Genomic DNA, 20,953 nt, shown 5'->3' with positions numbered 1-20,953 from the left:
AGATACCCAAAATAATTCGAGTTGCAGGAAGGCGGCAATTGAGTGAGTCCCGATGAGTTGACGCCAGTCAATGATTCGGGTGAATGAAAGCAGCCAACGCACATGTAGCTTGAAGTATGAAGGGTATTTCACTTGAACAATGGAGAAGCGCAGTGCAAACCTTTAACGCCGATCTTGCTATTATCGGGGCCGGAGGCGCTGGTTTACGTGCAGCAATAGCAGCAGCGGAAGCCAACCCCCAACTGAAGATTGCTCTGATCTCGAAAGTATACCCGATGCGTAGCCATACTGTGGCCGCCGAAGGGGGATCAGCCGCCGTCACACAAGACCACGATACCTTTGACTATCATTTCCACGACACGGTAGCCGGTGGTGACTGGCTATGCGAACAAGATGTTGTTGACCATTTTGTCCACAGTTGCCCGCAAGAAATGGCACAGCTAGAAATTTGGGGCTGCCCATGGAGCCGCAAACCTGATGGCTCGGTTAACGTTCGCCGTTTTGGTGGGATGAAAATTGAGCGCACCTGGTTTGCTGCCGATAAAACCGGCTTCCATATGCTGCACACACTGTTCCAGACATCTTTGAAATATCCACAAATTCAACGATTTGATGAGCATTTCGTGTTAGATATTCTGGTCGATGACGGTCAGGCACGCGGCGTAGTTGCCATGAATATGATGGAAGGCACCCGTGTACAAATTCGTGCGAACGCGGTAATCATGGCGACCGGTGGCGCAGGCCGAGTTTATCGTTATAACACCAACGGTGGTATTGTTACCGGTGATGGTATGGGGATGGCATTTCACCACGGCGTTCCGCTGCGAGATATGGAATTTGTGCAATATCACCCAACTGGCTTGCCAGGTTCTGGCATCCTGATGACCGAAGGTTGTCGTGGTGAAGGCGGTATTCTGGTCAATAAAGACGGCTACCGTTATTTGCAGGATTATGGGATGGGACCAGAAACCCCACTCGGTGAACCCAAAAACAAATACATGGAATTAGGCCCACGCGATAAAGTTTCGCAAGCCTTCTGGCATGAATGGCGTGCTGGCCGCACCATCGCCACGCCACGTGGTGATGTGGTCTATCTGGATCTGCGCCATTTGGGCGAGAAAAAACTGCTTGAGCGCTTGCCGTTCATCTGTGAACTGGCAAAAGCTTATGTCGGTGTCGACCCGGTCAAAGAACCCATCCCAGTGCGCCCAACTGCGCATTACACCATGGGTGGTATCGAAACCAACCAACAGTGCGAAACCCGTATCAAAGGGCTGTTCGCGGTAGGTGAATGTTCTTCTGTTGGCTTACATGGCGCTAACCGCTTAGGCTCTAACTCACTGGCTGAGTTAGTGGTATTTGGTCGTGTTGCCGGTGAACAAGCAGCAGCGCGTGCCATGGAAACCGGCCCGGCAAATGGCAGTGCGCTAGATGCACAAACCCGTGATGTGGAAACCCGCCTAAGTAACCTCATGAAACAGGAAGGGACCGAGAATTGGTCTAAAATCCGCGATGAGATGGGTCTGTCAATGGAAGAAGGTTGTGGTATTTACCGCACACCAGAACTGATGCAGAAAACGGTGGATAAACTGGCCGAGTTGAAAGAGCGCTTCAAACGCGTGAAAATCACCGATACCTCCAGTGTTTTCAATACTGACTTGCTGTACACCATTGAGCTGGGTTACGGCTTGGATGTGGCTGAATGTATGGCTCACTCTGCACTTAACCGTAAAGAATCCCGTGGCGCGCATCAGCGTCTGGATGAAGGCTGCACCGAGCGTGATGATGTTAATTTCCTCAAACACACGCTGGCCTTCCATACTCCGGGTGGCGCCCCACGCCTTGAATACAGCGACGTTAAGATTACCAAGCTGGCACCGGCAAAACGTGTTTATGGTGGCGAAGCCACCGCACAAGATGCGAAAGATGCAAAAGATTTGAAGGATAAGGAGCAGGCGAATGACTGATATGAAACTCCTGAAAATGGAGGTCATGCGCTATAACCCGGAATGTGATAGCGAACCTCACTTCGAAACCTTTGAAGTACCTTATGATGAGCAGACCTCTCTGCTTGACGCGTTGGGCTACATCAAAGATAACCTGGCACCGGACCTCTCTTATCGCTGGTCTTGCCGAATGGCGATTTGCGGCTCATGCGGCATGATGGTCAATAAGGTTCCAAAACTTGCCTGTAAGACTTTCCTGCGCGAATACACTGGCGGAATGAAAGTCGAAGCACTGGGTAACTTCCCGATTGAACGTGATTTAGTCGTTGATATGACTCACTTTATTGAGAGTCTGGAAGCTATCAAACCTTACATTATTGGTAACGAGCGGAAACCGCAAGACGGCCCGAATAAGCAGACTCCGGCTCAGATGGCGAAATACCATCAGTTCTCCGGCTGTATTAACTGTGGCTTGTGCTATGCCGCTTGCCCGCAGTTTGGCTTGAATCCTGAGTTTATCGGCCCGGCAGCTATTACCCTGGCGCACCGTTACAATTTAGATAACCGTGACCACGGTAAAAAAGAGCGTATGCCACAGCTTAACGGTAAAAATGGTGTTTGGAGCTGTACCTTCGTTGGCTACTGTTCTGAAGTTTGTCCGAAGCACGTTGATCCGGCTGCTGCTATCCAACAAGGCAAGGTCGAGAGTGCTAAAGACTTCATGATCGCCATGCTTAAACCACAATAAGGGAGGGGAGACAGTAATGACTACTAAACGTAAAGCTTATGTCCGCACCATGGCCCCAAACTGGTGGCAGAAGCTCGGTTTCTACCGCTTTTATATGGTGCGCGAAGGCACATCGATTCCGACAGTATGGTTCAGTGTTCTGTTGATTTACGGCGTGTTCGCGTTGAAAAGTGGCCCGGCGGGGTGGGAAGGCTTCGTTGGTTTCCTGCAAAACCCACTGGTGTTACTTTTCAATATTATTACGTTATTGGCCGCTGTGCTGCATACCAAAACCTGGTTTGAACTGGCACCGAAAGCCGCCAATATTATCGTTAATAGCGAAAAAATGGGTCCAGAGCCAATTATCAAGGCACTGTGGGTTGTGACTGTCGTGGCTACCGCGATTATTCTGGCCGTTGCCTTACTCTAACTCGGAGGAGAACAAGATGAATCAAGTCCCTAAACGCTCCGATGAACCTATCTTCTGGGGTCTGTTTGGCGCGGGTGGTATGTGGAGTGCAATCATTGCACCGGCGGTAATTCTGCTGGTTGCCATTTTGCTGCCGCTGGGTGCCTTCCCTGGTGATGCGTTGAGTTATGAGCGTATTCTGGCATTCTGTCAGAGTTTCATTGGCCGGGTCTTCCTGCTGCTGATGATTATTCTGCCACTGTGGTGCGGTTTACACCGTATCCATCACGCCATGCATGATTTGAAAATCCATGTCCCTGCCGGGAAATGGGTATTCTATGGTCTGGCAGCCATTCTGAGTGTGGTCACTATCATCGGTGTCCTGACGCTGTAATTATTCATGCCTGATCTGCGGCCTGCTCTTTAGCGGGCCGTTTTTTTCCGCACTCAGCTAATAACTCAGATTCATCTATTTGCGCCCCTGATAACTGATAGCTATTCTCAACCATAGAGTAATTATCAGAAAACTAAGGAACGCCAATGCGCCTGTGGTCAAAACTATCCGTATTAACTGCAACTCTGCTTTCGGTCGCCTGTAGCGTGACCCCGCCTAAAGACGTGAAAGTGGTTGATAACTTCCAACTCCCTCGCTACCTCGGCACCTGGTATGAAATAGCCCGGTTGGACCACTCTTTTGAACGTGGATTGGAGAGGGTCACCGCTAATTACACGCCCCGAGATGATGGTGGTGTAAAAGTCATTAACCGGGGTTATAACCCGCAGAAGCAGCAATGGCAGGAGAGTATCGGCAAAGCCTATTTTATTGGTTCCCCCCAACAAGCCTCGCTTAAAGTGTCATTCTTTGGACCTTTCTATGGTGGCTATAATGTCATTGATTTAGATGATAAATATCAGCATGCCTTAATTGCCGGCCCTAATCGGGATTATTTGTGGATTTTATCCCGTACGCCAACGATTGATACTCAGACCCGCGATCGCTTGGTTGCCGTAGCGAGGAATTATGGTTTCCCGGTTGATCAGTTGATATGGGTTAAGCAGGAAGGGCCGAGCGCAGAGATTAACAAGTAATAATGCTGTGTTTTAGCCTTCAATCTGTAACAGCAGATCGAACTATAACCCGATCTGCTTTTCATTTCGAAAGCGCTAAAGGCCCCTACCTGTTATGACGCCAACTTCAAGCCGATAATTCCGGCCAAAATCAGCCCCAAGCTAAACACCCGCGCCAAACTGGCAGACTCCCCAAGCAGTGCAATACCTAAAATAGCAGTACCTATCGCACCAATACCGGTCCAAACCGCATAGGCCGTGCCTGCCGGCAACGTTTTCATGGCATAGGCCAGTAAAAAGACACTGGCGGCCATCGCCACCAGAGTGATAACACTGGGTGTCAGCCGCGTAAAACCATGAGAATACTTCAGGCCAATAGCCCAAATAACTTCTAATAAACCAGCAATAACCAGAATAATCCAAGCCATGGTAACCACCTCGCTCAGGCGGGGTCGTCCCCGAAAAACAGATGCGTGCCCAGGTCGTCCCGAACAGCAGAAAGGTAAGAAGGATACGTTATCATGCTAAATAATAAGCAGCAATATTATGACCGATCAAAAACAAATCCGGCGGCAATCGCCGCCGTTAAGAATATAAACAGACGTTTATTCAGCGCTACGTTCAATCGCACTACCTGCACTTTGAACATCTTTGCCAACACCTTTCGTGGTGTTGCAGGCACTCAATGAAGAGATAACCAACAATGAAAAAATAATGGCGATGCTTTTCTTCAACATTATAAAGGCTCCTTATAGGGCATTTGGCTTACTCACCTTATAAGGATAGTCAAAAAAACAGCATTGCACTTTTTCCGACTCAATTAACAGCACAACAGTGCGCTATCGATAAAACCCACATCCGACAGGCCCAGATAGCAGAAAACCGCGTTTAAGCGGTTTTCTTTCATTCCCAGCGTATCTTATTTATTAAGACTTACTTAACGCGAGAAACATATTCGCCAGAGCGGGTATCAACTTTGATAACTTCGCCAACCTGTACGAATAATGGCACTTTGACTACGGCACCGGTACTCAGAGTTGCAGGCTTACCACCGGTACCGGCAGTGTCACCTTTTAGACCAGGGTCAGTGTCAGTGATTTCGAGTTCAACAAAGTTTGGTGGGCTGACAGCGATAGGCTGACCATTCCACAGAGTCACGATACATTCAGCCTGATCAATCAGCCATTTGTCGTTATCGCCAATGGCTTTGGCATCAGCTTGCAACTGCTCGTAAGTCTCGTTATTCATGAAGTGCCAGAACTCACCGTCGTTGTACAGGTAAGTCAGGTTCAAATCGTTAACGTCTGCGCCTTCGGCTGAGTCAGTAGATTTAAAGGTTTTTTCAACGCGTGAACCGGTCAGCAGGCGGCGCATTTTAACACGAGCAAAAGCTTGGCCTTTGCCTGGTTTTACGAACTCGCTGGCTTCAACTGCGTAAGGCTCGCCCTCGAACATGATTTTAAGACCGGGACGAAAATCGTTGCTATAATAAGTGGCCATAATGGTCCTCAAGAAACTGGTAGTTAAGCCTAAAAAATGGCAAGTATTGTAACCCGAAACATGCCAATTAGAGAAGATTGGTTGCAACAACTCGCCGATGTAATTACTGATCCGGCCGAATTGCTAAGAATTCTTTCCTTAAATGAACACCCTAACCTGCAACAAGGTATTGAGGCTCGTCGTTTATTCCCTCTCAGAGTACCTCGCGCTTTTGTTGCGCGTATGCGGCAGGGAGATCCGTCTGACCCATTATTGCTTCAGGTGCTGACCGCACGCGAAGAGTTTATCGCAGTACCCGGTTTTACCAATGACCCACTTGATGAACAACGCAGCGTCGTACCCGGCTTGTTGCACAAGTATCGCAACCGCGCACTGCTGCTGGTAAAAGGCGGCTGTGCCGTCAATTGCCGCTATTGTTTCCGCCGCCATTTCCCTTATCAGGATAACCAAGGCAACAAAGCCAATTGGCATCAGGCACTGGATTATATCCGCCAGCACCCAGAGCTAGACGAGATCATCTTTTCCGGCGGTGACCCACTCATGGCGAAAGACCACGAGCTCAGTTGGTTGCTGGATGAGCTGGAAAACATAGCTCACATCAAGCGCTTACGCATCCATACCCGGTTACCGGTGGTTATCCCTGACCGTATCACTGCGGCGCTATGTCAGCGGCTGGGTGATTCTCGATTACAAGTGCTGATGGTTACACATATAAACCACGCCAATGAAATCGATCAGCCTTTGCGGGACAGTATGGCACAGCTCAAACGGGCGGGTGTAACCCTCTTAAATCAGAGTGTGCTGTTGCGAGGGGTCAATGATGATTCCGAGGTATTGGCAACATTAAGCAATGCCTTGTTTGATGCTGGTATTCTGCCTTACTACATTCATGTACTGGATAAAGTGCAAGGTGCGGCTCACTTTATGGTCGATGATGACGAAGCACGGCTATTAATGAAAGGCCTGCTAAGCCGCGTATCCGGCTATTTGGTTCCCCGTTTAGCACGGGAAATCGGCGGTCAACCGAGCAAGACCCCGCTGGATCTCCGATTGATGCAGGATGAATAATTCGGGTGATAAATCTGCCGGGAGCAGATTTGAACGCGGCTTGCAGCGGCCTTGTAGAGGCGAGGCCCATGGATGGGCCGAGTAACGAGTGCAGCCAACACATCTGTAACTTGAAAGATGACGGCTGTAACAAACAGGGGATGCCATGGCATCCCCTGCTTTATTTAAATTATTGCTTGAGCTATCAAGGGCACTTATAAACTTCACCAACCATTTTGCTATCTAGTGGTGCAAAGCTTGATAAGAAGGTTTCGCTCGGGCTGGTAGCACCGTAAATTACGTTGCCGCCCATTGCTGCTGCTTTATTACGTAGGTCATTTGCTGCCCCACGCATAGAACTGCTTTCACCGCCACCACCTGAGAACCAGTTACTCTGAGTACCAGCCACCTGGCCGACCAACTGACATTCAGCACCAGGCTTGGTATCAGAGAATTTAACTTGCTCACCCGCCGAACTTAATTGGTTAGTGGAGCTACAACCCGCCAGCAACAGCGCTGCTGAAAGGCCAAGTAACACTTTAATCCGCATTTTTTTCCCCATTCGAAGTTGAGAATCACGCTAAAGATTACCAGAAAGCACCGCTGCCGCTTAGGCATCCGTTGCCGAAATTATCCAAATACTCGATGTCGAGCCTGATGGTTAATGATTAACAGTTTACACATTAAATTACTGCCACGACTAAAAAAAGTCCTGCAATCATCACACTGAATGAAATAAAACCGCTTTTATGATGGTTGGTTACGAAATTTGAACCAGAAAAGACTGAGTATAGGATAACACGGAGTAGCGTTATGGCAGATTTTGGTGGCAATAGATAAAACAAAAGCGAGCAGGTCACCCCACTCGCTTTCATCAACAGCTTGTCCCTTTTGCTACCAATCTAATGGCAGCTCAAAGGTTGGCAGCATTACATCATGCCGCCCATGCCGCCCATACCACCCATGCCGCCAGCGCCCATATCACCGCCTTTGTCATCACGTGGCAGGTCAGTGATCATGCACTCGGTAGTGATCATCAGACCAGCAATAGAGGCTGCGTACTGCAGAGCAGAACGAGTCACTTTAGTTGGATCCAAGATACCCATCGCGATCATGTCGCCGTATTCTTCAGTATAAGCGTTGTAGCCGTAGCTACCTGAACCCGCTTTAACGTTGTTCGCGATAACAGAGGCTTCTTCACCGGCGTTAACCACTATCTGACGCAGTGGAGATTCCATCGCACGCAGAGCAACTTTGATACCGACGTTCTGGTCTTCGTTATCACCTTTCAGACCCGATTTAGTGATAGCAGATGCAGCACGAATCAGTGCAACACCACCACCAGCCACTACGCCTTCTTCTACTGCCGCACGGGTTGCGTGCAGAGCATCTTCAACGCGTGCTTTCTTCTCTTTCATTTCAACTTCAGTTGCGGCACCAACTTTGATAACGGCAACGCCGCCAGCCAGTTTAGCGACACGCTCTTGCAGTTTTTCTTTGTCGTAGTCAGAAGTCGCATCTTCAATTTGCTGACGGATCTGAGTAACACGACCCTGGATTGACGCTTCGTCGCCTACGCCATCGATGATGATAGTGGTGTCTTTATTGATAACAACGCGTTTTGCCTGACCCAGATCTTCCAGAGTGGTTTTTTCCAGTTCCAGACCGATCTCTTCAGAGATAACAGTACCACCAGTCAGTGTCGCGATGTCTTGCAGCATAGCTTTACGACGGTCGCCGAAGCCAGGTGCTTTAACCGCTGCAACTTTAACAATACCGCGCATGGTGTTAACCACCAGAGTCGCCAGGGCTTCGCCTTCAACGTCTTCTGCGACAATCAGCAGTGGTTTACCGGCTTTCGCTACCGCTTCCAGCACTGGCAGCATTTCACGGATGTTAGAGATTTTCTTGTCAGCCAGCAGGATGAATGGGCTTTCAAGTTCAATAGAACCGGTTTCTGGTTTATTGATGAAGTAAGGAGACAGGTAACCACGGTCGAACTGCATACCTTCAACTACGTCCAGCTCGTCTTGCAGGCCTGAACCTTCTTCAACGGTGATAACGCCTTCTTTACCGACCTTTTCCATCGCTTGAGCGATAAGCTCACCTACGGTGGAGTCAGAGTTGGCAGAGATAGTCCCTACCTGAGCGATAGCTTTAGAATCAGAGCAAGGTACAGACAGTTTTTTCAGCTCTTCAACAGCAGCGATAACTGCTTTGTCGATACCGCGCTTCAGGTCCATTGGGTTCATGCCGGCCGCAACTGCTTTCAGGCCTTCAGTGATAATGGATTGAGCCAATACAGTTGCAGTAGTGGTACCGTCACCCGCAGCGTCATTCGCTTTAGAGGCAACTTCTTTAACCATCTGTGCACCCATGTTCTCAAACTTGTCTTCCAGTTCGATCTCACGCGCAACTGAAACACCATCTTTGGTGATAGTTGGAGAGCCAAAAGACTTGTCCAGAACTACGTTACGGCCTTTCGGGCCCAGGGTCACTTTCACTGCATCAGCAAGGATGTTTACGCCGCGTAGCATTTTGATGCGTGCGTCGTTACCGAATTTTACGTCTTTAGCTGCCATTGGTATTTCCCTTAACTCGTTCAGTTCAGAAGATTAGAGAGCGTGAATTACGCTTCAACAATTGCCAGAATGTCGCTTTCGGACATGATCAACACTTCTTCATGGTCGATCTTCTCTGACTTCACGCCGTAACCATCGTTGAAAATAACGACGTCGCCTACTTTCACATCCAGCGGCTTGATTTCGCCGTTATCCAGGATGCGACCATTGCCGACTGCCAGTACTTCACCACGAGTAGATTTACCCGCTGCAGTGCCAGTCAGAACGATGCCGCCAGCAGATTTGGATTCAACTTCTTTGCGCTTGACGATAACGCGGTCATGCAATGGACGAATTTTCATTGATAGCTCTCCTATGAGAAGGTCCGTATCAGATTTAGGATTAATATCGGTATGCCTTCATAACCGATACCGTGACATTCTAAGTGGGGGCAGCCTCTCATCCCTTCAAGGGAGGCGACAAAAAAAATTTCACTTTTTTTCACCCTGAGCAGGAAGATTCTCATCCCCCGGTTGCCTACCCACCACAGAAAGCCCTGTGATTTACTTTATAAATTTATGATTAATAAACAGGCCATTAGAATAAGCCCACAACTTACTTCTCATCTTTGAAACGATTATCTGTAGGTTTATCATCCTCATCGGGATGATGCTCTACGGTGTAGTGGTCATCAGCTTTGCGCTGAAACTCACCATCAAAGGTATTGCCACCGCCCATTGGGCCAGTACCATTGTGAGTAAAACCGCCACCACGATAAATATTCAGATGTGGCATCAGTTTTAGCGTTAACGATTTTTGAATCGGTGGTAATAACAGCAACAAACCGAGGAAGTCGGTGAAGAAGCCGGGGATCAACAGCAAGAAGCCAGCCAGGATCAGCGATACACTTTTAACCATCTCCGCCGCCGGACTTTCCCCGGCAGCCAGTTTTTGCTGCATCTGCATAAAGGTTTTTATCCCCTGGTTACGCACCAGAGAGATCCCCACACAGGAGCTAAGGATCACCAACAGCAGGGTAACCAACACACCCAATACGGCTGCAACCTTGATAAATATCGATATTTCTATATATGCCAATAAAAATATCAGCGCTAACGGTAACCAACGCACCGCATTCTCCTTATTCCAATCATTCAGTATCCCTCATCAGGTAAACCTGCCTGACAGATACCATGAAAACCTTGACCCGGCTGATGCTAACACGCCATTTTCCCTCGATTAGCGGATTGCAGCGTCAGCTCCCCCTTCAACGTGGGTCGACTACAGTAAAATGGTGATGGTTGGCTCTATTTTCAAGTTGCAGCCATACTTTTATTACTAATTAATCTAACTGTGAGAAGAATCACAGATATCAGATCATCTCGATTAATTCCGACCATATAGTGATCTCAGTTCAAGGCTTTTTGTCGCTAAGCAGCATATGATCCTGTCAGCAAGAAGATGAGTGGTTAATCTTTCCGCACTAAAGGTTCATAGCGGCATCATATTGCTCACGGCGGCATTATTAAATTAACAAATACAAAACAAGACAGCACAATAGAGAAGGTTCTCATGTCAAATAACATTCGTATTGAAGAAGACCTGTTAGGTACACGAGAAGTCCCCGCAGAGGCTTACTACGGTGTTCATACCCTGCGTGCGATTGAAAACTTCTATATCAGTAACAGCAAAATCAGTGATGTTCCAGAGTTTGTACGCGGCATGGTCATGGTAAAAAAAGCAGCGGCAATGGCGAACAAAGAGCTACACACTATCCCACGCAAAATCGCGGATATCATTATTCAGGCATGTGATGAAGTTCTGGATAAAGGGAAGTGCATGGATCAGTTCCCGGTTGACGTGTTCCAAGGCGGCGCCGGTACCTCTTTAAACATGAACACCAACGAAGTTCTGGCCAATATCGGTCTGGAGCTGATGGGCCACCAGAAGGGAGAGTATCAATACCTTAACCCTAACGACCATCTGAACAAATGCCAATCCACCAACGATGCCTACCCAACCGGTTTCCGCATTGCGGTTTATACTTCCATCATGAAGTTGATCGAGGCGATTGATCAGTTAAAAGAAGGTTTCGAAAGAAAATCCAAAGAATTCGAAAAAATCCTGAAAATGGGCCGCACTCAGTTACAGGATGCGGTGCCAATGACGCTGGGTCAGGAATTCAAAGCCTTTGCTATCTTATTAAAAGAAGAAACCAAGAACCTGCAACGTACCGCAGAATTGCTGCTGGAAGTTAACCTGGGTGCCACCGCTATCGGTACTGCGCTGAACACACCAGAAGGCTACTCACAGTTAGCAATACAGAAATTATCTGAAATCAGTGGCTTGGCTTGTGTTCCGGCGGAAGACCTGATCGAAGCTACCTCTGACTGTGGCGCTTACGTGATGGTGCACAGTGCGCTAAAACGCCTGGCCGTTAAGATGTCAAAAATCTGCAACGACTTACGTTTGCTGTCATCTGGCCCACGTACTGGCCTGAATGAAATCAATCTGCCAGAATTACAGGCAGGTTCTTCAATCATGCCGGCCAAAGTTAACCCGGTTATCCCTGAAGTCGTTAACCAGGTTTGTTTTAAGGTGATCGGTAACGACACTTGCATTACTATGGCGGCCGAAGCAGGCCAACTCCAGTTGAACGTTATGGAGCCAGTGATTGGTCAGGCTATGTTTGAGTCTATCCATATCCTGACAAACGCCTGTTATAACCTGTTGGAAAAATGCATTAACGGTATTACTGCCAACAAAGAGGTCTGCGAACGTTACGTCTTTAACTCCATCGGTATCGTCACCTATCTCAACCCATTCATTGGCCACCATAATGGTGACATCGTGGGTAAAATCTGTGCAGAAACCGGTAAAAATGTGCGGGAAGTTGTTCTGGAACGCGGCTTGTTGACTGAAGCTGAGCTGGACGACATTTTCTCTGTTGAGAACCTAATGCATCCGGCTTATAAAGCGAAACGTTATACCGATGAAAATGAACAATAAAATAATCATCCGGTAGCCCTGAAAGGCACGCATGCTCCTCTGGACGGCGTGCCTTTTTACTTTCTGGCAAACACAATTTTTTAACTTTAATTTTTCATTTGGATCAAGGAGTAAACACTATGATAGCCGTAGAGTTAGTCATCGTCCTGCTGGCCATTTTTTTAGGGGCCAGATTAGGTGGTATCGGTATCGGTTTTGCAGGCGGCATCGGTGTTTTGGTTTTAGCCATGATTGGCGTTAAACCCGGTAGCATTCCGTTCGATGTTATCTCAATTATTATGGCCGTTATTGCTGCAATCTCTGCGATGCAGGTAGCGGGCGGTATGGATTATCTGGTACAGCAAACTGAAAAGTTACTGCGTAAGAATCCAAAACACATCACCATTCTTGCTCCGCTGGTGACTTATTTTCTGACCATCTTTGCCGGGACAGGTAACATTTCTCTTTCAGCACTGCCCGTGATTGCAGAAGTGGCGAAAGAGCAAGGCATTAAACCTTGCCGCCCTCTGTCCACAGCAGTGGTCTCCGCACAGATAGCCATTACTGCCTCACCGATTTCTGCGGCAGTGGTTTACATGTCTTCCGTTATGGAAGGTCATGGCGTTAGCTATCTGCATCTGCTGATGATAGTCATCCCCTCTACCCTGTGTGCGGTGCTGGTGATGTCGCTGATCGTATCCTTGTGCTTTAACTCCAAACTGTCTGATGACCCTATCTATATCAAACGCTTGGAAGAAGGCTTAGTAACACTGCGTGGCGACACTGTAAAAGTTATCAAGCCACGGGCTAAAACGTCAGTGCTGCTGTTCCTGGCCGGCGTTCTTTGTGTGGTTGCCTACGCGATTATCAACAGCCCAAGTGTCGGTCTGGTTGCAACTCCGCTGATGAATACCACTAACGCCATCCTGATCATCATGCTGAGTGTGGCAACTATCACTACGCTGGTATGCTCGGTTGATACCGATTCAATCCTGAACTCCAGCACCTTCAAAGCCGGTATGAGTGCCTGTATCTGTATCCTGGGTGTAGCCTGGTTAGGTGATACCTTTGTACAGCACAACCTGGAGTGGATTAAAGAAACTGCGGGTAGCCTGATTCAGGCCCACTCATGGTTGCTGGCCGTTATCTTCTTCTTCTGTTCTGCACTGTTGTACTCTCAGGCTGCAACTGCCAAGGCGTTGATGCCAATGGCAATGGCCCTGAACGTGTCACCACTGGCAGCCATTGCTTCTTTCGCGGCGGTGTCTGGTCTGTTTATTCTGCCAACCTACCCAACATTGGTAGCCGCGGTACAAATGGATGACACTGGTACCACGCGTATTGGTCGTTTCGTGTTTAACCATCCATTCTTCATCCCTGGCACCATCGGGGTGGCGCTGGCCGTTTGCTTCGGCTTTGTGATGGGCAGTCTGGTTCTGTAAGCGTTTCGGGGCGCAATTCATTTGCGCCCCACTCACATCAACAATCTTCCTCTACAACGCTCATTGGCAACTTTCATCGAATCCATCTCACTGTTACATAAATCATCTTCTGACCTGCCCACGCTTCGCGCTATAGTATTCAGGCAAGTATTCAGGTAACGCGTATATTCAGCACGTTACGCTCCGCTTCGTCATATAAGCCGCGCGACCGATGAGGTTAAGATGTCTGATTGTGATGCAATTGTGGTATTGTGCACCGCCCCTGATGAAGCCAGCGCGCAAGATTTAGCCGCGCAGGTTCTGGGTGAGAAATTGGCCGCCTGTGCCACGCTGTTGCCCGGTGCAACCTCGATTTACTATTGGGAAGGTAAGCTCCAGCAAGAGTATGAAGTGCAACTCTTGTTTAAGAGCGATACAGATCATCAGCAAGCCCTTCTCAGTTACATCAAACAACATCACCCTTACCAGACACCGGAATTACTGGTGCTGCCGGTTCGGGGCGGAGATAAAGATTACCTGTCATGGCTCAACGCTTCATTACTCTGATTCTGCTGCTGTGTAGTGCTTTATTCGCACCGCACAGCGCACAGGCTTCACTATTTGGTGAGAGCTCCTCTCTTGACCAAAAAAGCAGCCAGAGCCGGTTTCTTCCGGTCGATAGGGCGTTTGCCTTTGATTTTCGCCAACAAGGCGACCAGCTCACACTGAGTTGGCAGATTCATCCCGACTATTATCTGTATCGCCAGCAAATAAAAATTGTGCCACAGCACGCCACTCTCGGGGAATTTACTCTGCCAGAGGGTATTGCGCATCATGATGAGTTCTACGGTGAAGTGGCGATTTTCAAACAGCAGCTCGTGCTGAAAATCCCGATTTCGCAGGCTGCGGAAGGCGCGAGTGTCAGTGTCACCTATCAGGGCTGCGCCGAAGCTGGTTTCTGTTACCCGCCAGAAGTACGGGTGGTGCCGCTTAATGCCGTTATCGCAAGCTCTGCAACCGCCGCCGTTAACCCACAGGGCACGGCACAGCCCCGCCAAGAAAGCGCGCCCATACCGGCTGAATTACCCTTCTCACCACTATGGGCGCTGTTAATTGGTATCGGCATCGCCTTTACCCCCTGCGTATTGCCAATGTATCCGCTGATTTCCGCCATTATTCTTGGCCGTGAAAAGCCCCACAGCCAGCGGCGAATATTGATACTGGCGGTGGTGTACGTGCAGGGCATGGCGTTGACCTATACCTTGCTCGGTTTGGTGGTGGCGGCGGCTGGCTTACAATTTCAGGCCGCACTGCAACACCCGTATGTGTTGATTGGGCTATCGGTGCTGTTCGTATTATTAGCGCTATCGATGTTTGGCCTCTATTCGCTGCAACTGCCCTCGTCACTGCAAACCCGGTTGGTGCAGTGGAGTAGCAGCCAACGTGGCGGCTCGCTGGCCGGTGTCTTTGCCATGGGCGCACTGGCGGGCCTGATTTGCTCGCCGTGCACCACCGCGCCCCTCAGCGCCATTTTGCTGTATATCGCGCAAAGCGGAAATATGTTGGCCGGTGGCGGTACGTTGTATTTGTATGCGTTAGGTATGGGTATTCCACTGGTAGTTGTAACGCTGTTTGGCAACAAGCTGATCCCACGTAGCGGCCCATGGATGCAATATGTCAAAGAAGCTTTCGGCTTTGTGATTCTGGCGCTGCCGGTATTTCTGCTGGAAAGAGTACTGGGTGATGTCTGGGGCTTGCGTTTATGGAGCCTGCTGGCCATCGCCTTCTTCGGCTGGGCATTTGTACTCAGCCTTAAAGCCCATTCTGGCTGGGCGCGGGCCTTACAGTTGTTGCTATTGGCAGCACTGTTAATCGCTGCCCGCCCGTTACAGGATTGGGCTTTTAATGGCAACACACAGCAGATTGAAATCAAACACTTAACCTTCCAGCCAGTGGCTAATTTGCCGCAATTACAGGCTGCATTAGCGCAAGCGCAGGGCAAGCCGGTGATGCTGGATTTGTATGCCGACTGGTGCGTGGCCTGTAAAGAGTTTGAGAAATATACCTTCAGTGATAGCTATGTTCAGCGCCAGCTCGTGGATACTGTGCTCATTCAGGCTGATGTTACCAGCAACAGCGCCGAACATGCAGCGATGTTGAAAGAACTCAAGGTGTTGGGCTTACCGACTATTCTATTTTTTGATGCGCAGGGTAAAGAAATTCCCGCCGCCAGAGTGACCGGTTTTATGAACGCCGCTGAGTTCTTAGCACATTTGCAGCAAACCATGCCGCGCTAAACCATGTGAATGGTCTGGCGCGGTAGGTTATCAATTACTGCACGGTAGCCGCATCGGATAAGCGCTTTTTCATCTGGCTATATTGTTGCTCAACATAGTGCTCCGCCGCGTTTTGATCACTAATCGCCTCAACCTTAACGGCACAATGCTTGAATTCCGGTGTTTTTGACACCGGATCAACATGATCCACCGTCAACTCATTACAAGCACCAATCCACCACTGATAGGTCATATACACCGCCCCCAGGTTGGCTCGATCGGTAACACTGGCACGGGCGATCACTCTGCCACGCCGCGAGGAGATCCAGATCAGTGCCTGATCAACCACACCGAGCTGGCTGGCATCCTCTGGGTGTATTTGTACATAGCCAGGCTCATCTGCCAGAATCTTCAATGTGGCGCAGTTACCGGTCATAGAGCGGCAACTGTAGTGGCCCACTTCCCGCACGGTGCAAAGTGCCAGTGGGTAATCAGGGTTAGTCTGCTCATGGGGCGGTTGCCATGGTGCACAACTGAGTAAGCCTTTACCGTCCTCAGTAGCAAACTGGCTATCAGTATAGAGATACGGCGTGCCGGGGTGATCTTCTGTCGGGCAAGGCCATTGAACATAACCCAAACCGGCCATTTTCTCGTAGGTTGCACCATAGAAGGGTGGGCACAGGTTGCGCATTTCATCCCAAATTTGGCGAGTGTTTTGATACGCCATTGGGTAACCCATTGCCGTGGATATCAGGCTAATTATTTCCCAGTCAGGCTTCACATCGCCTTTCGGCTCGATGGCTTTGTTAAAATGCTGGAAGCCACGATCGGCGCTGGTATAAACCCCTTCATGTTCACCCCACGAGGTCGCCGGGAGTACCACATCCGCCAATTCGGCGGTTTTAGTCATAAAGATATCCTGGACCACCACCAGCTCTAATGCCTCGAACGCGGCGCGCATTGCAGCCAAATCAGGTTCGGTCTGGATTGGATCTTCACCAAACACGTAATAGGCTTTCAACTTGCCTTCTGCAACTTTATGCGGCACATCAGTAATCGAGTAACCAATATGCGCGGGTAACTCAGGCACTCCCCAGGCAGCAGCGAAGCGGCTTCTGGCTTCATCATCAGTCACTTTCTCATAACCGGGGAAGGTATTGGGTAGCACGCCCATATCACACGCGCCCTGCACATTATTTTGGCCGCGTACCGGCCCGACACCGACATTTGGCCGCCCCAGATTACCGGTTAATAACGCCAGCGAAGACAAGCCCTTAACCACATCGACCGCCTGCCCCCATTGGGTGACGCCCATGCCCCACAAGATAGTGGCCGCCGGAGCAGCAGCATAAGTGCGCATGGCCTGTCGTACCGCTTGCGCCGGCAAGCCAGTAATGTGTTCAACATCCTCCGGGCGGTAATCTGCCACTCCAGCTTGCAGGTCTTCAAAACCGCGCGTATGTGCACGGACATAATTAGCGTCGTACAGTTTTTCTTCAATCAGCACATAGATAAAGGCATTCACCAGTGCCATATTCGCGCCATTTTTCAGTGCCAACCATTGATCAGCAATACGGGCGGTTTCAATATGGCGAGGATCGCAGACGATCAGTTTGGCTCCCTTGTTTTTGGCCTTGAGGATCCGTCTGGCAACAATCGGGTGAGAGTCAGCCGCGTTATAACCAAACACCAACACACAGTCGGTATTTTCAATCTCACCAATCGAGTTACTCATCGCCCCATTGCCCAGCGTTTGCTGCAATCCGGCTACCGAGGGGCCATGACACAGGCGAGCGCAACAATCGATATTGTTGGTGCCGATGGCGGCACGTGCCAACTTCTGCATCACATAGTTGGCCTCATTGCCTGGCCCCCTTGAGGAGCCAGTCATCATGATGGCATCCGCACCATGGCGTTTTTTTATTGCTTTGAGTTTGGTGGTAATAAAGGCAATGGCTTCTTGCCAGCTCACACGCTGAAATGCCTCACCCCGCTTATGCCGTAACAATGGCGCGCTCAGTCGTGGGGTTAGCAACCGGGTATCGTTGAGGAAATCCCAGCCATAGTAACCTTTCAGGCATAACTCCCCCTGATTTGTGACACCATTAGCCGGCTGGGCACCAACAATTTTGCCATCCTCAACCAATAAATTTAATTTGCATCCAGAGCCGCAATAAGGGCAGACCGTGAGGATCTTTTCCATTTTATTATCCTTATGACCACAAAGGTTACCGGACGATACCCGGCGCAGCACCACGAGCAGCGCGCAATTGTCTGTCCCGCTGTAGCGTTTCCAACGCCATCGGCGTTACCAATTTCAATGCTTTGGTTGGGCAGACTTCTATACAGGCTGGGCCTGCCTCACGAGAATGGCATAAATCACATTTATGCGCTTGCGCCCGGACCATTGCGTCATGGCTTGCCTGCTCAACCATATTCATCGCCCCGAATGGGCAGACCAACATGCAGGTTTTGCAGCCAATACAGCGAGATGCCATTACCTGAACCCCATGATTGCCAGTGACAATGGCACCGTTCGGGCAGGAGTTCTCGCAGGGCGCATCTTCACATTGATGACACAAGATTGGGGTGCTGACGGCAAAGCTTTTCATTACACTCAGGCGCGGATGAAACTGCTCTGGCGTAATGGTGCTGACGTTATTATTGGTACTGTGTGCCACCACACAGGCAATTTCACAGGTGCGGCAACCAATGCACTGCGTCATATCGGCGATTACAAATCGGTTCATCTTCTCTCCTGGCCGCCGGGGTTATAAAACATTGAGATAATAAGCAATGCTTTCGGCCGCTTTGCGCCCCTCGGCAATGGCCGTGACAATCAGATCTGCGCCACGCACGATGTCACCACCCGCAAAGATTTTTGGGTTACTGGTTTGATACGGGTAACCGGAAATCGTCGGTGCGACCACTCGCCCCTGCTTATCCAGCACCACATTGTGTTCCGCCAGCCACGACATACGGTGCGGGCTAAAACCAAAGGCCATAATTACCGCGTCGGCCGGAATAATGTGCTCGGAGCCGGTGATTGGGCGGGCCTGCCGCCGCCCTTTAGCATCTGCCTGCCCCATTTCAGTTCGAACCATTTTGATACCAGTAACCTGCCCCTGTTCATCCACCTCAATCTTTTGTGGCTGAAGATTGAACATAAATTCGGCCCCCTCCTCGCGCGCATTTTTCACCTCTCGCTTGGAGCCAGGCATGTTCTTTTCATCACGACGGTAAGCACAAATCACGCTGCTAGTACCATGGCGCAACGAAGTACGTACACAATCCATCGCAGTATCGCCGCCGCCCAAAACCACTACCCGTTGGTTTTCCATGCTGACATAAGGGTGAGCACCACTGCCCGCGTACCCCATCAGGTGTTGGGTATTGCCGATCAGGAATGGCAATGCATCGTAAACCCCTTGAGCATCCTCATTTTCCAACCCGGAGCGCATTGAACGGTATGTTCCCACGCCGAGGAATAGGGCATCGAAATCACTAAGCAGGCTCTCCATGGTGATATCCCGCCCAATCTCGGTATTTAGGCAGAACTCGACACCCATCTCGCTAAAAATCTCACGCCGACGGGTCATCACACCTTTCTCTAATTTGAATGCCGGAATACCAAAGGTTAACAAACCACCGATTTCGGGATAACGATCAAACACCACCGGTGTAATGCCGTTACGGACCAGAATATCCGCACACCCTAACCCCGCAGGCCCTGCACCGATGATAGCAACACGTTTACCCGTGGGTTTGACTTGCGACATATCCGGCCGCCAGCCGGTGGCTAATGCCGTTTCCGTAATATGCCGTTCAATCTGACCAATCGTCACTGCGCCATCGTGGTCGTTTAAAGTACAAGCTTGTTCACACAAACGGTCCTGCGGGCAAACTCGGCCACATATCTCTGGCAAACTACTGGTTTGGTGGGATAACTCAGCTGCTTCATGAATACGGCCCTGATGAGCCAATGAAATCCATTTCGGGATAGCGTTATGTAGCGGGCAGGTCCACTGACAGATGGTCTTATCACCGCAATTTAAACAACGTTCAGCCTGCTCATGGATTTGGCCTTCAGTGAACGGCAGATAGATCTCGGCAAAACTTGCCTTACGCTCCGCCAGTGGGATTTTTTTAGGCTCAAGGCGTGGTGTTCGTGGCCGCTGCAATAGATTAACCGGTGCCGCATCACGAATATTTTTGCTCAGTGGGCAGAATGAGTGCGCCGCGCCAGCAGAAGTAGCACTACTGAACAAACGGCCATTGTGCTCATTCAATGCGGTGCGCTGGCGCTTTTGCTGCTGTTGCCGGAGTAGATAATGTTGATCAACCAGTGTCAGGGCCTGCGTCGGACAGGTTTTGATACAAGCAGGGCCATCGGGCTGATCAATACAAAGGTCGCATTTCTGTGCTTCAGTACGTTGATAGGCATCGGCCAGACGATGACTCGCAGGTTGTACCGTCTCGGTGACCACCGTCATCATGCCAAACGGGCAGGCGATCATGCAGGTTTTGCAGCCGATACATTTTTCCTGAATAACCTGAACACTGTTATTCAACTCAACGATGGCACCATTCGGGCAAGTGCTGGCACAAGGGGCATCTTCACAATGGTGACAAAAGACCGCAGTGGCACTTTGGTTACCTTTAAATACTTTCACCCGAGGTGTGAAATAGTCAGGTTTATCAGGGAATGTCCCCTCATGATGAGCGACAACACAAGCTACTTCACAGCTGCGACAGCCAATACAACTTTCGGCGTCAGCCACAATAAATGGATTCATCTTATTTCTTCCCAGAAGTCACGCCATTGCCGGATAAATAATTATTATTTGCAACAACTATTCACAACTCTATCAAATCATTAACCTTACAAACATAGTGTCTATAATATTGTATTATTACAATTAATTTTTAATGCAAAAGAATCGTGCCATTGCTGATATTTCGGGATAATTAAATAGGCAAATGCACGAAGATAAAGAGTAATAAATAGTG

At 49.5% G+C, this 20,953-nt stretch carries 20 protein-coding genes; 10 read left to right on the top strand and 10 right to left on the bottom strand.

Annotation, left to right across the window (positions count from 1 at the left end; genetic code table 11):
- Positions 1-152 precede the first annotated feature (152 nt).
- The 5 genes from frdA to blc all read left to right on the top strand — a co-directional run bounded on the left by frdA (position 153) and on the right by blc (position 4,171).
- Positions 153-1,967 carry a fumarate reductase (quinol) flavoprotein subunit gene (gene frdA, locus V1952_RS10960; RefSeq protein ID WP_372557817.1) on the top strand — a complete coding sequence of 605 codons (1,815 nt, stop codon included), beginning with the start codon at positions 153-155 and terminating at the stop codon, positions 1,965-1,967.
- A complete protein-coding gene (locus tag V1952_RS10955; protein WP_372557816.1) occupies positions 1,960-2,694 on the top strand; it encodes a succinate dehydrogenase/fumarate reductase iron-sulfur subunit in 735 nt (244 codons plus the stop codon). Before frdA ends, V1952_RS10955 begins: the two co-directional genes overlap by 8 nt.
- Positions 2,695-2,710: 16 nt before the next feature.
- Positions 2,711-3,103, top strand: a complete 393-nt coding sequence (frdC, locus tag V1952_RS10950; RefSeq protein WP_372557815.1) for a fumarate reductase subunit FrdC — start codon at positions 2,711-2,713, stop codon at positions 3,101-3,103.
- A gap of 16 nt (positions 3,104-3,119) precedes the next feature.
- A complete protein-coding gene (gene frdD, locus V1952_RS10945; protein WP_372557814.1) occupies positions 3,120-3,476 on the top strand; it encodes a fumarate reductase subunit FrdD in 357 nt (118 codons plus the stop codon).
- A 146-nt stretch (positions 3,477-3,622) separates the two neighbouring features.
- Entirely contained in the window at positions 3,623-4,171 is a 549-nt protein-coding gene (gene blc, locus V1952_RS10940) for an outer membrane lipoprotein Blc (protein WP_420071542.1), read from the top strand.
- A gap of 92 nt (positions 4,172-4,263) precedes the next feature.
- Here blc and sugE read toward each other — a convergent pair whose 3' ends face one another.
- The 3 genes from sugE to efp all read right to left on the bottom strand — a co-directional run bounded on the left by sugE (position 4,264) and on the right by efp (position 5,650).
- On the bottom strand, positions 4,264-4,578 hold the full coding sequence (sugE, locus tag V1952_RS10935; RefSeq protein ID WP_050085676.1) for a quaternary ammonium compound efflux SMR transporter SugE: 315 nt from the start codon (positions 4,576-4,578) through the stop codon (positions 4,264-4,266).
- Positions 4,579-4,755: 177 nt separating this feature from the next.
- Positions 4,756-4,887 (bottom strand): entericidin A/B family lipoprotein, encoded by a 132-nt coding sequence (locus tag V1952_RS10930; RefSeq protein WP_004392446.1) that lies wholly within the window; start codon positions 4,885-4,887, stop codon positions 4,756-4,758.
- 196 nt (positions 4,888-5,083) lie between these two features.
- Positions 5,084-5,650 carry an elongation factor P gene (efp, locus tag V1952_RS10925; protein WP_083161001.1) on the bottom strand — a complete coding sequence of 189 codons (567 nt, stop codon included), beginning with the start codon at positions 5,648-5,650 and terminating at the stop codon, positions 5,084-5,086.
- Between the two features lie 36 nt (positions 5,651-5,686).
- Here efp and epmB point away from each other — a divergent pair, with 36 nt between their 5' ends.
- Complete coding sequence (gene epmB / locus V1952_RS10920; protein WP_420074740.1) at positions 5,687-6,718, top strand: EF-P beta-lysylation protein EpmB; 1,032 nt, start codon at positions 5,687-5,689, stop codon at positions 6,716-6,718.
- Between the two features lie 184 nt (positions 6,719-6,902).
- Here the strand turns inward: epmB and V1952_RS10915 are convergent, their stop codons facing one another.
- The 4 genes from V1952_RS10915 to V1952_RS10900 form a co-directional block, all read right to left on the bottom strand.
- Positions 6,903-7,247: a DUF4156 domain-containing protein gene (locus tag V1952_RS10915; protein ID WP_032906818.1), complete on the bottom strand. Its 345-nt coding sequence runs from the start codon at positions 7,245-7,247 to the stop codon at positions 6,903-6,905.
- A gap of 379 nt (positions 7,248-7,626) precedes the next feature.
- A complete protein-coding gene (gene groL, locus V1952_RS10910) occupies positions 7,627-9,279 on the bottom strand; it encodes a chaperonin GroEL (protein WP_083161005.1) in 1,653 nt (550 codons plus the stop codon).
- A gap of 47 nt (positions 9,280-9,326) precedes the next feature.
- Positions 9,327-9,620 carry a co-chaperone GroES gene (locus V1952_RS10905; protein ID WP_048618980.1) on the bottom strand — a complete coding sequence of 98 codons (294 nt, stop codon included), beginning with the start codon at positions 9,618-9,620 and terminating at the stop codon, positions 9,327-9,329.
- 253 nt (positions 9,621-9,873) lie between these two features.
- Positions 9,874-10,389, bottom strand: coding sequence for an FxsA family protein (locus V1952_RS10900; RefSeq protein WP_372557811.1), 516 nt, complete (start codon positions 10,387-10,389; stop codon positions 9,874-9,876).
- A 441-nt stretch (positions 10,390-10,830) separates the two neighbouring features.
- On the opposite strand from V1952_RS10900, the gene aspA reads away from it, so the two are divergent.
- The 4 genes from aspA to V1952_RS10880 all read left to right on the top strand — a co-directional run bounded on the left by aspA (position 10,831) and on the right by V1952_RS10880 (position 15,964).
- The gene (gene aspA / locus V1952_RS10895; RefSeq protein ID WP_372557810.1) at positions 10,831-12,267 is read left to right on the top strand and encodes an aspartate ammonia-lyase; all 1,437 of its coding nucleotides are present in this window, start codon (positions 10,831-10,833) and stop codon (positions 12,265-12,267) included.
- A 119-nt stretch (positions 12,268-12,386) separates the two neighbouring features.
- Entirely contained in the window at positions 12,387-13,688 is a 1,302-nt protein-coding gene (locus V1952_RS10890) for an anaerobic C4-dicarboxylate transporter (RefSeq protein WP_083161011.1), read from the top strand.
- A gap of 222 nt (positions 13,689-13,910) precedes the next feature.
- Positions 13,911-14,234, top strand: a complete 324-nt coding sequence (cutA, locus tag V1952_RS10885) for a divalent cation tolerance protein CutA (protein WP_420071543.1) — start codon at positions 13,911-13,913, stop codon at positions 14,232-14,234.
- Positions 14,210-15,964, top strand: a complete 1,755-nt coding sequence (locus V1952_RS10880) for a protein-disulfide reductase DsbD (RefSeq protein WP_420074739.1) — start codon at positions 14,210-14,212, stop codon at positions 15,962-15,964. Before cutA ends, V1952_RS10880 begins: the two co-directional genes overlap by 25 nt.
- A gap of 34 nt (positions 15,965-15,998) precedes the next feature.
- Here V1952_RS10880 and fdhF read toward each other — a convergent pair whose 3' ends face one another.
- Genes fdhF through aegA form a run of 3 tightly spaced genes read right to left on the bottom strand, consistent with a single transcriptional unit; the run spans position 15,999 to position 20,739 of the window.
- Positions 15,999-18,146 carry a formate dehydrogenase subunit alpha gene (gene fdhF / locus V1952_RS10875; RefSeq protein WP_420074738.1) on the bottom strand — a complete coding sequence of 716 codons (2,148 nt, stop codon included), beginning with the start codon at positions 18,144-18,146 and terminating at the stop codon, positions 15,999-16,001.
- 25 nt (positions 18,147-18,171) lie between these two features.
- Positions 18,172-18,693 carry a 4Fe-4S dicluster domain-containing protein gene (locus V1952_RS10870; protein WP_372557806.1) on the bottom strand — a complete coding sequence of 174 codons (522 nt, stop codon included), beginning with the start codon at positions 18,691-18,693 and terminating at the stop codon, positions 18,172-18,174.
- A gap of 21 nt (positions 18,694-18,714) precedes the next feature.
- Entirely contained in the window at positions 18,715-20,739 is a 2,025-nt protein-coding gene (aegA, locus tag V1952_RS10865; RefSeq protein ID WP_420074737.1) for a formate-dependent uric acid utilization protein AegA, read from the bottom strand.
- Positions 20,740-20,953: the final 214 nt, after the last annotated feature.

Origin of the sequence: Yersinia sp. 2542 StPb PI, from assembly GCF_048593855.1 — a bacterium.
GTDB lineage: Bacteria > Pseudomonadota > Gammaproteobacteria > Enterobacterales > Enterobacteriaceae > Yersinia > Yersinia enterocolitica_E.
This window is presented reverse-complemented; position numbering and strand designations above follow the sequence as displayed.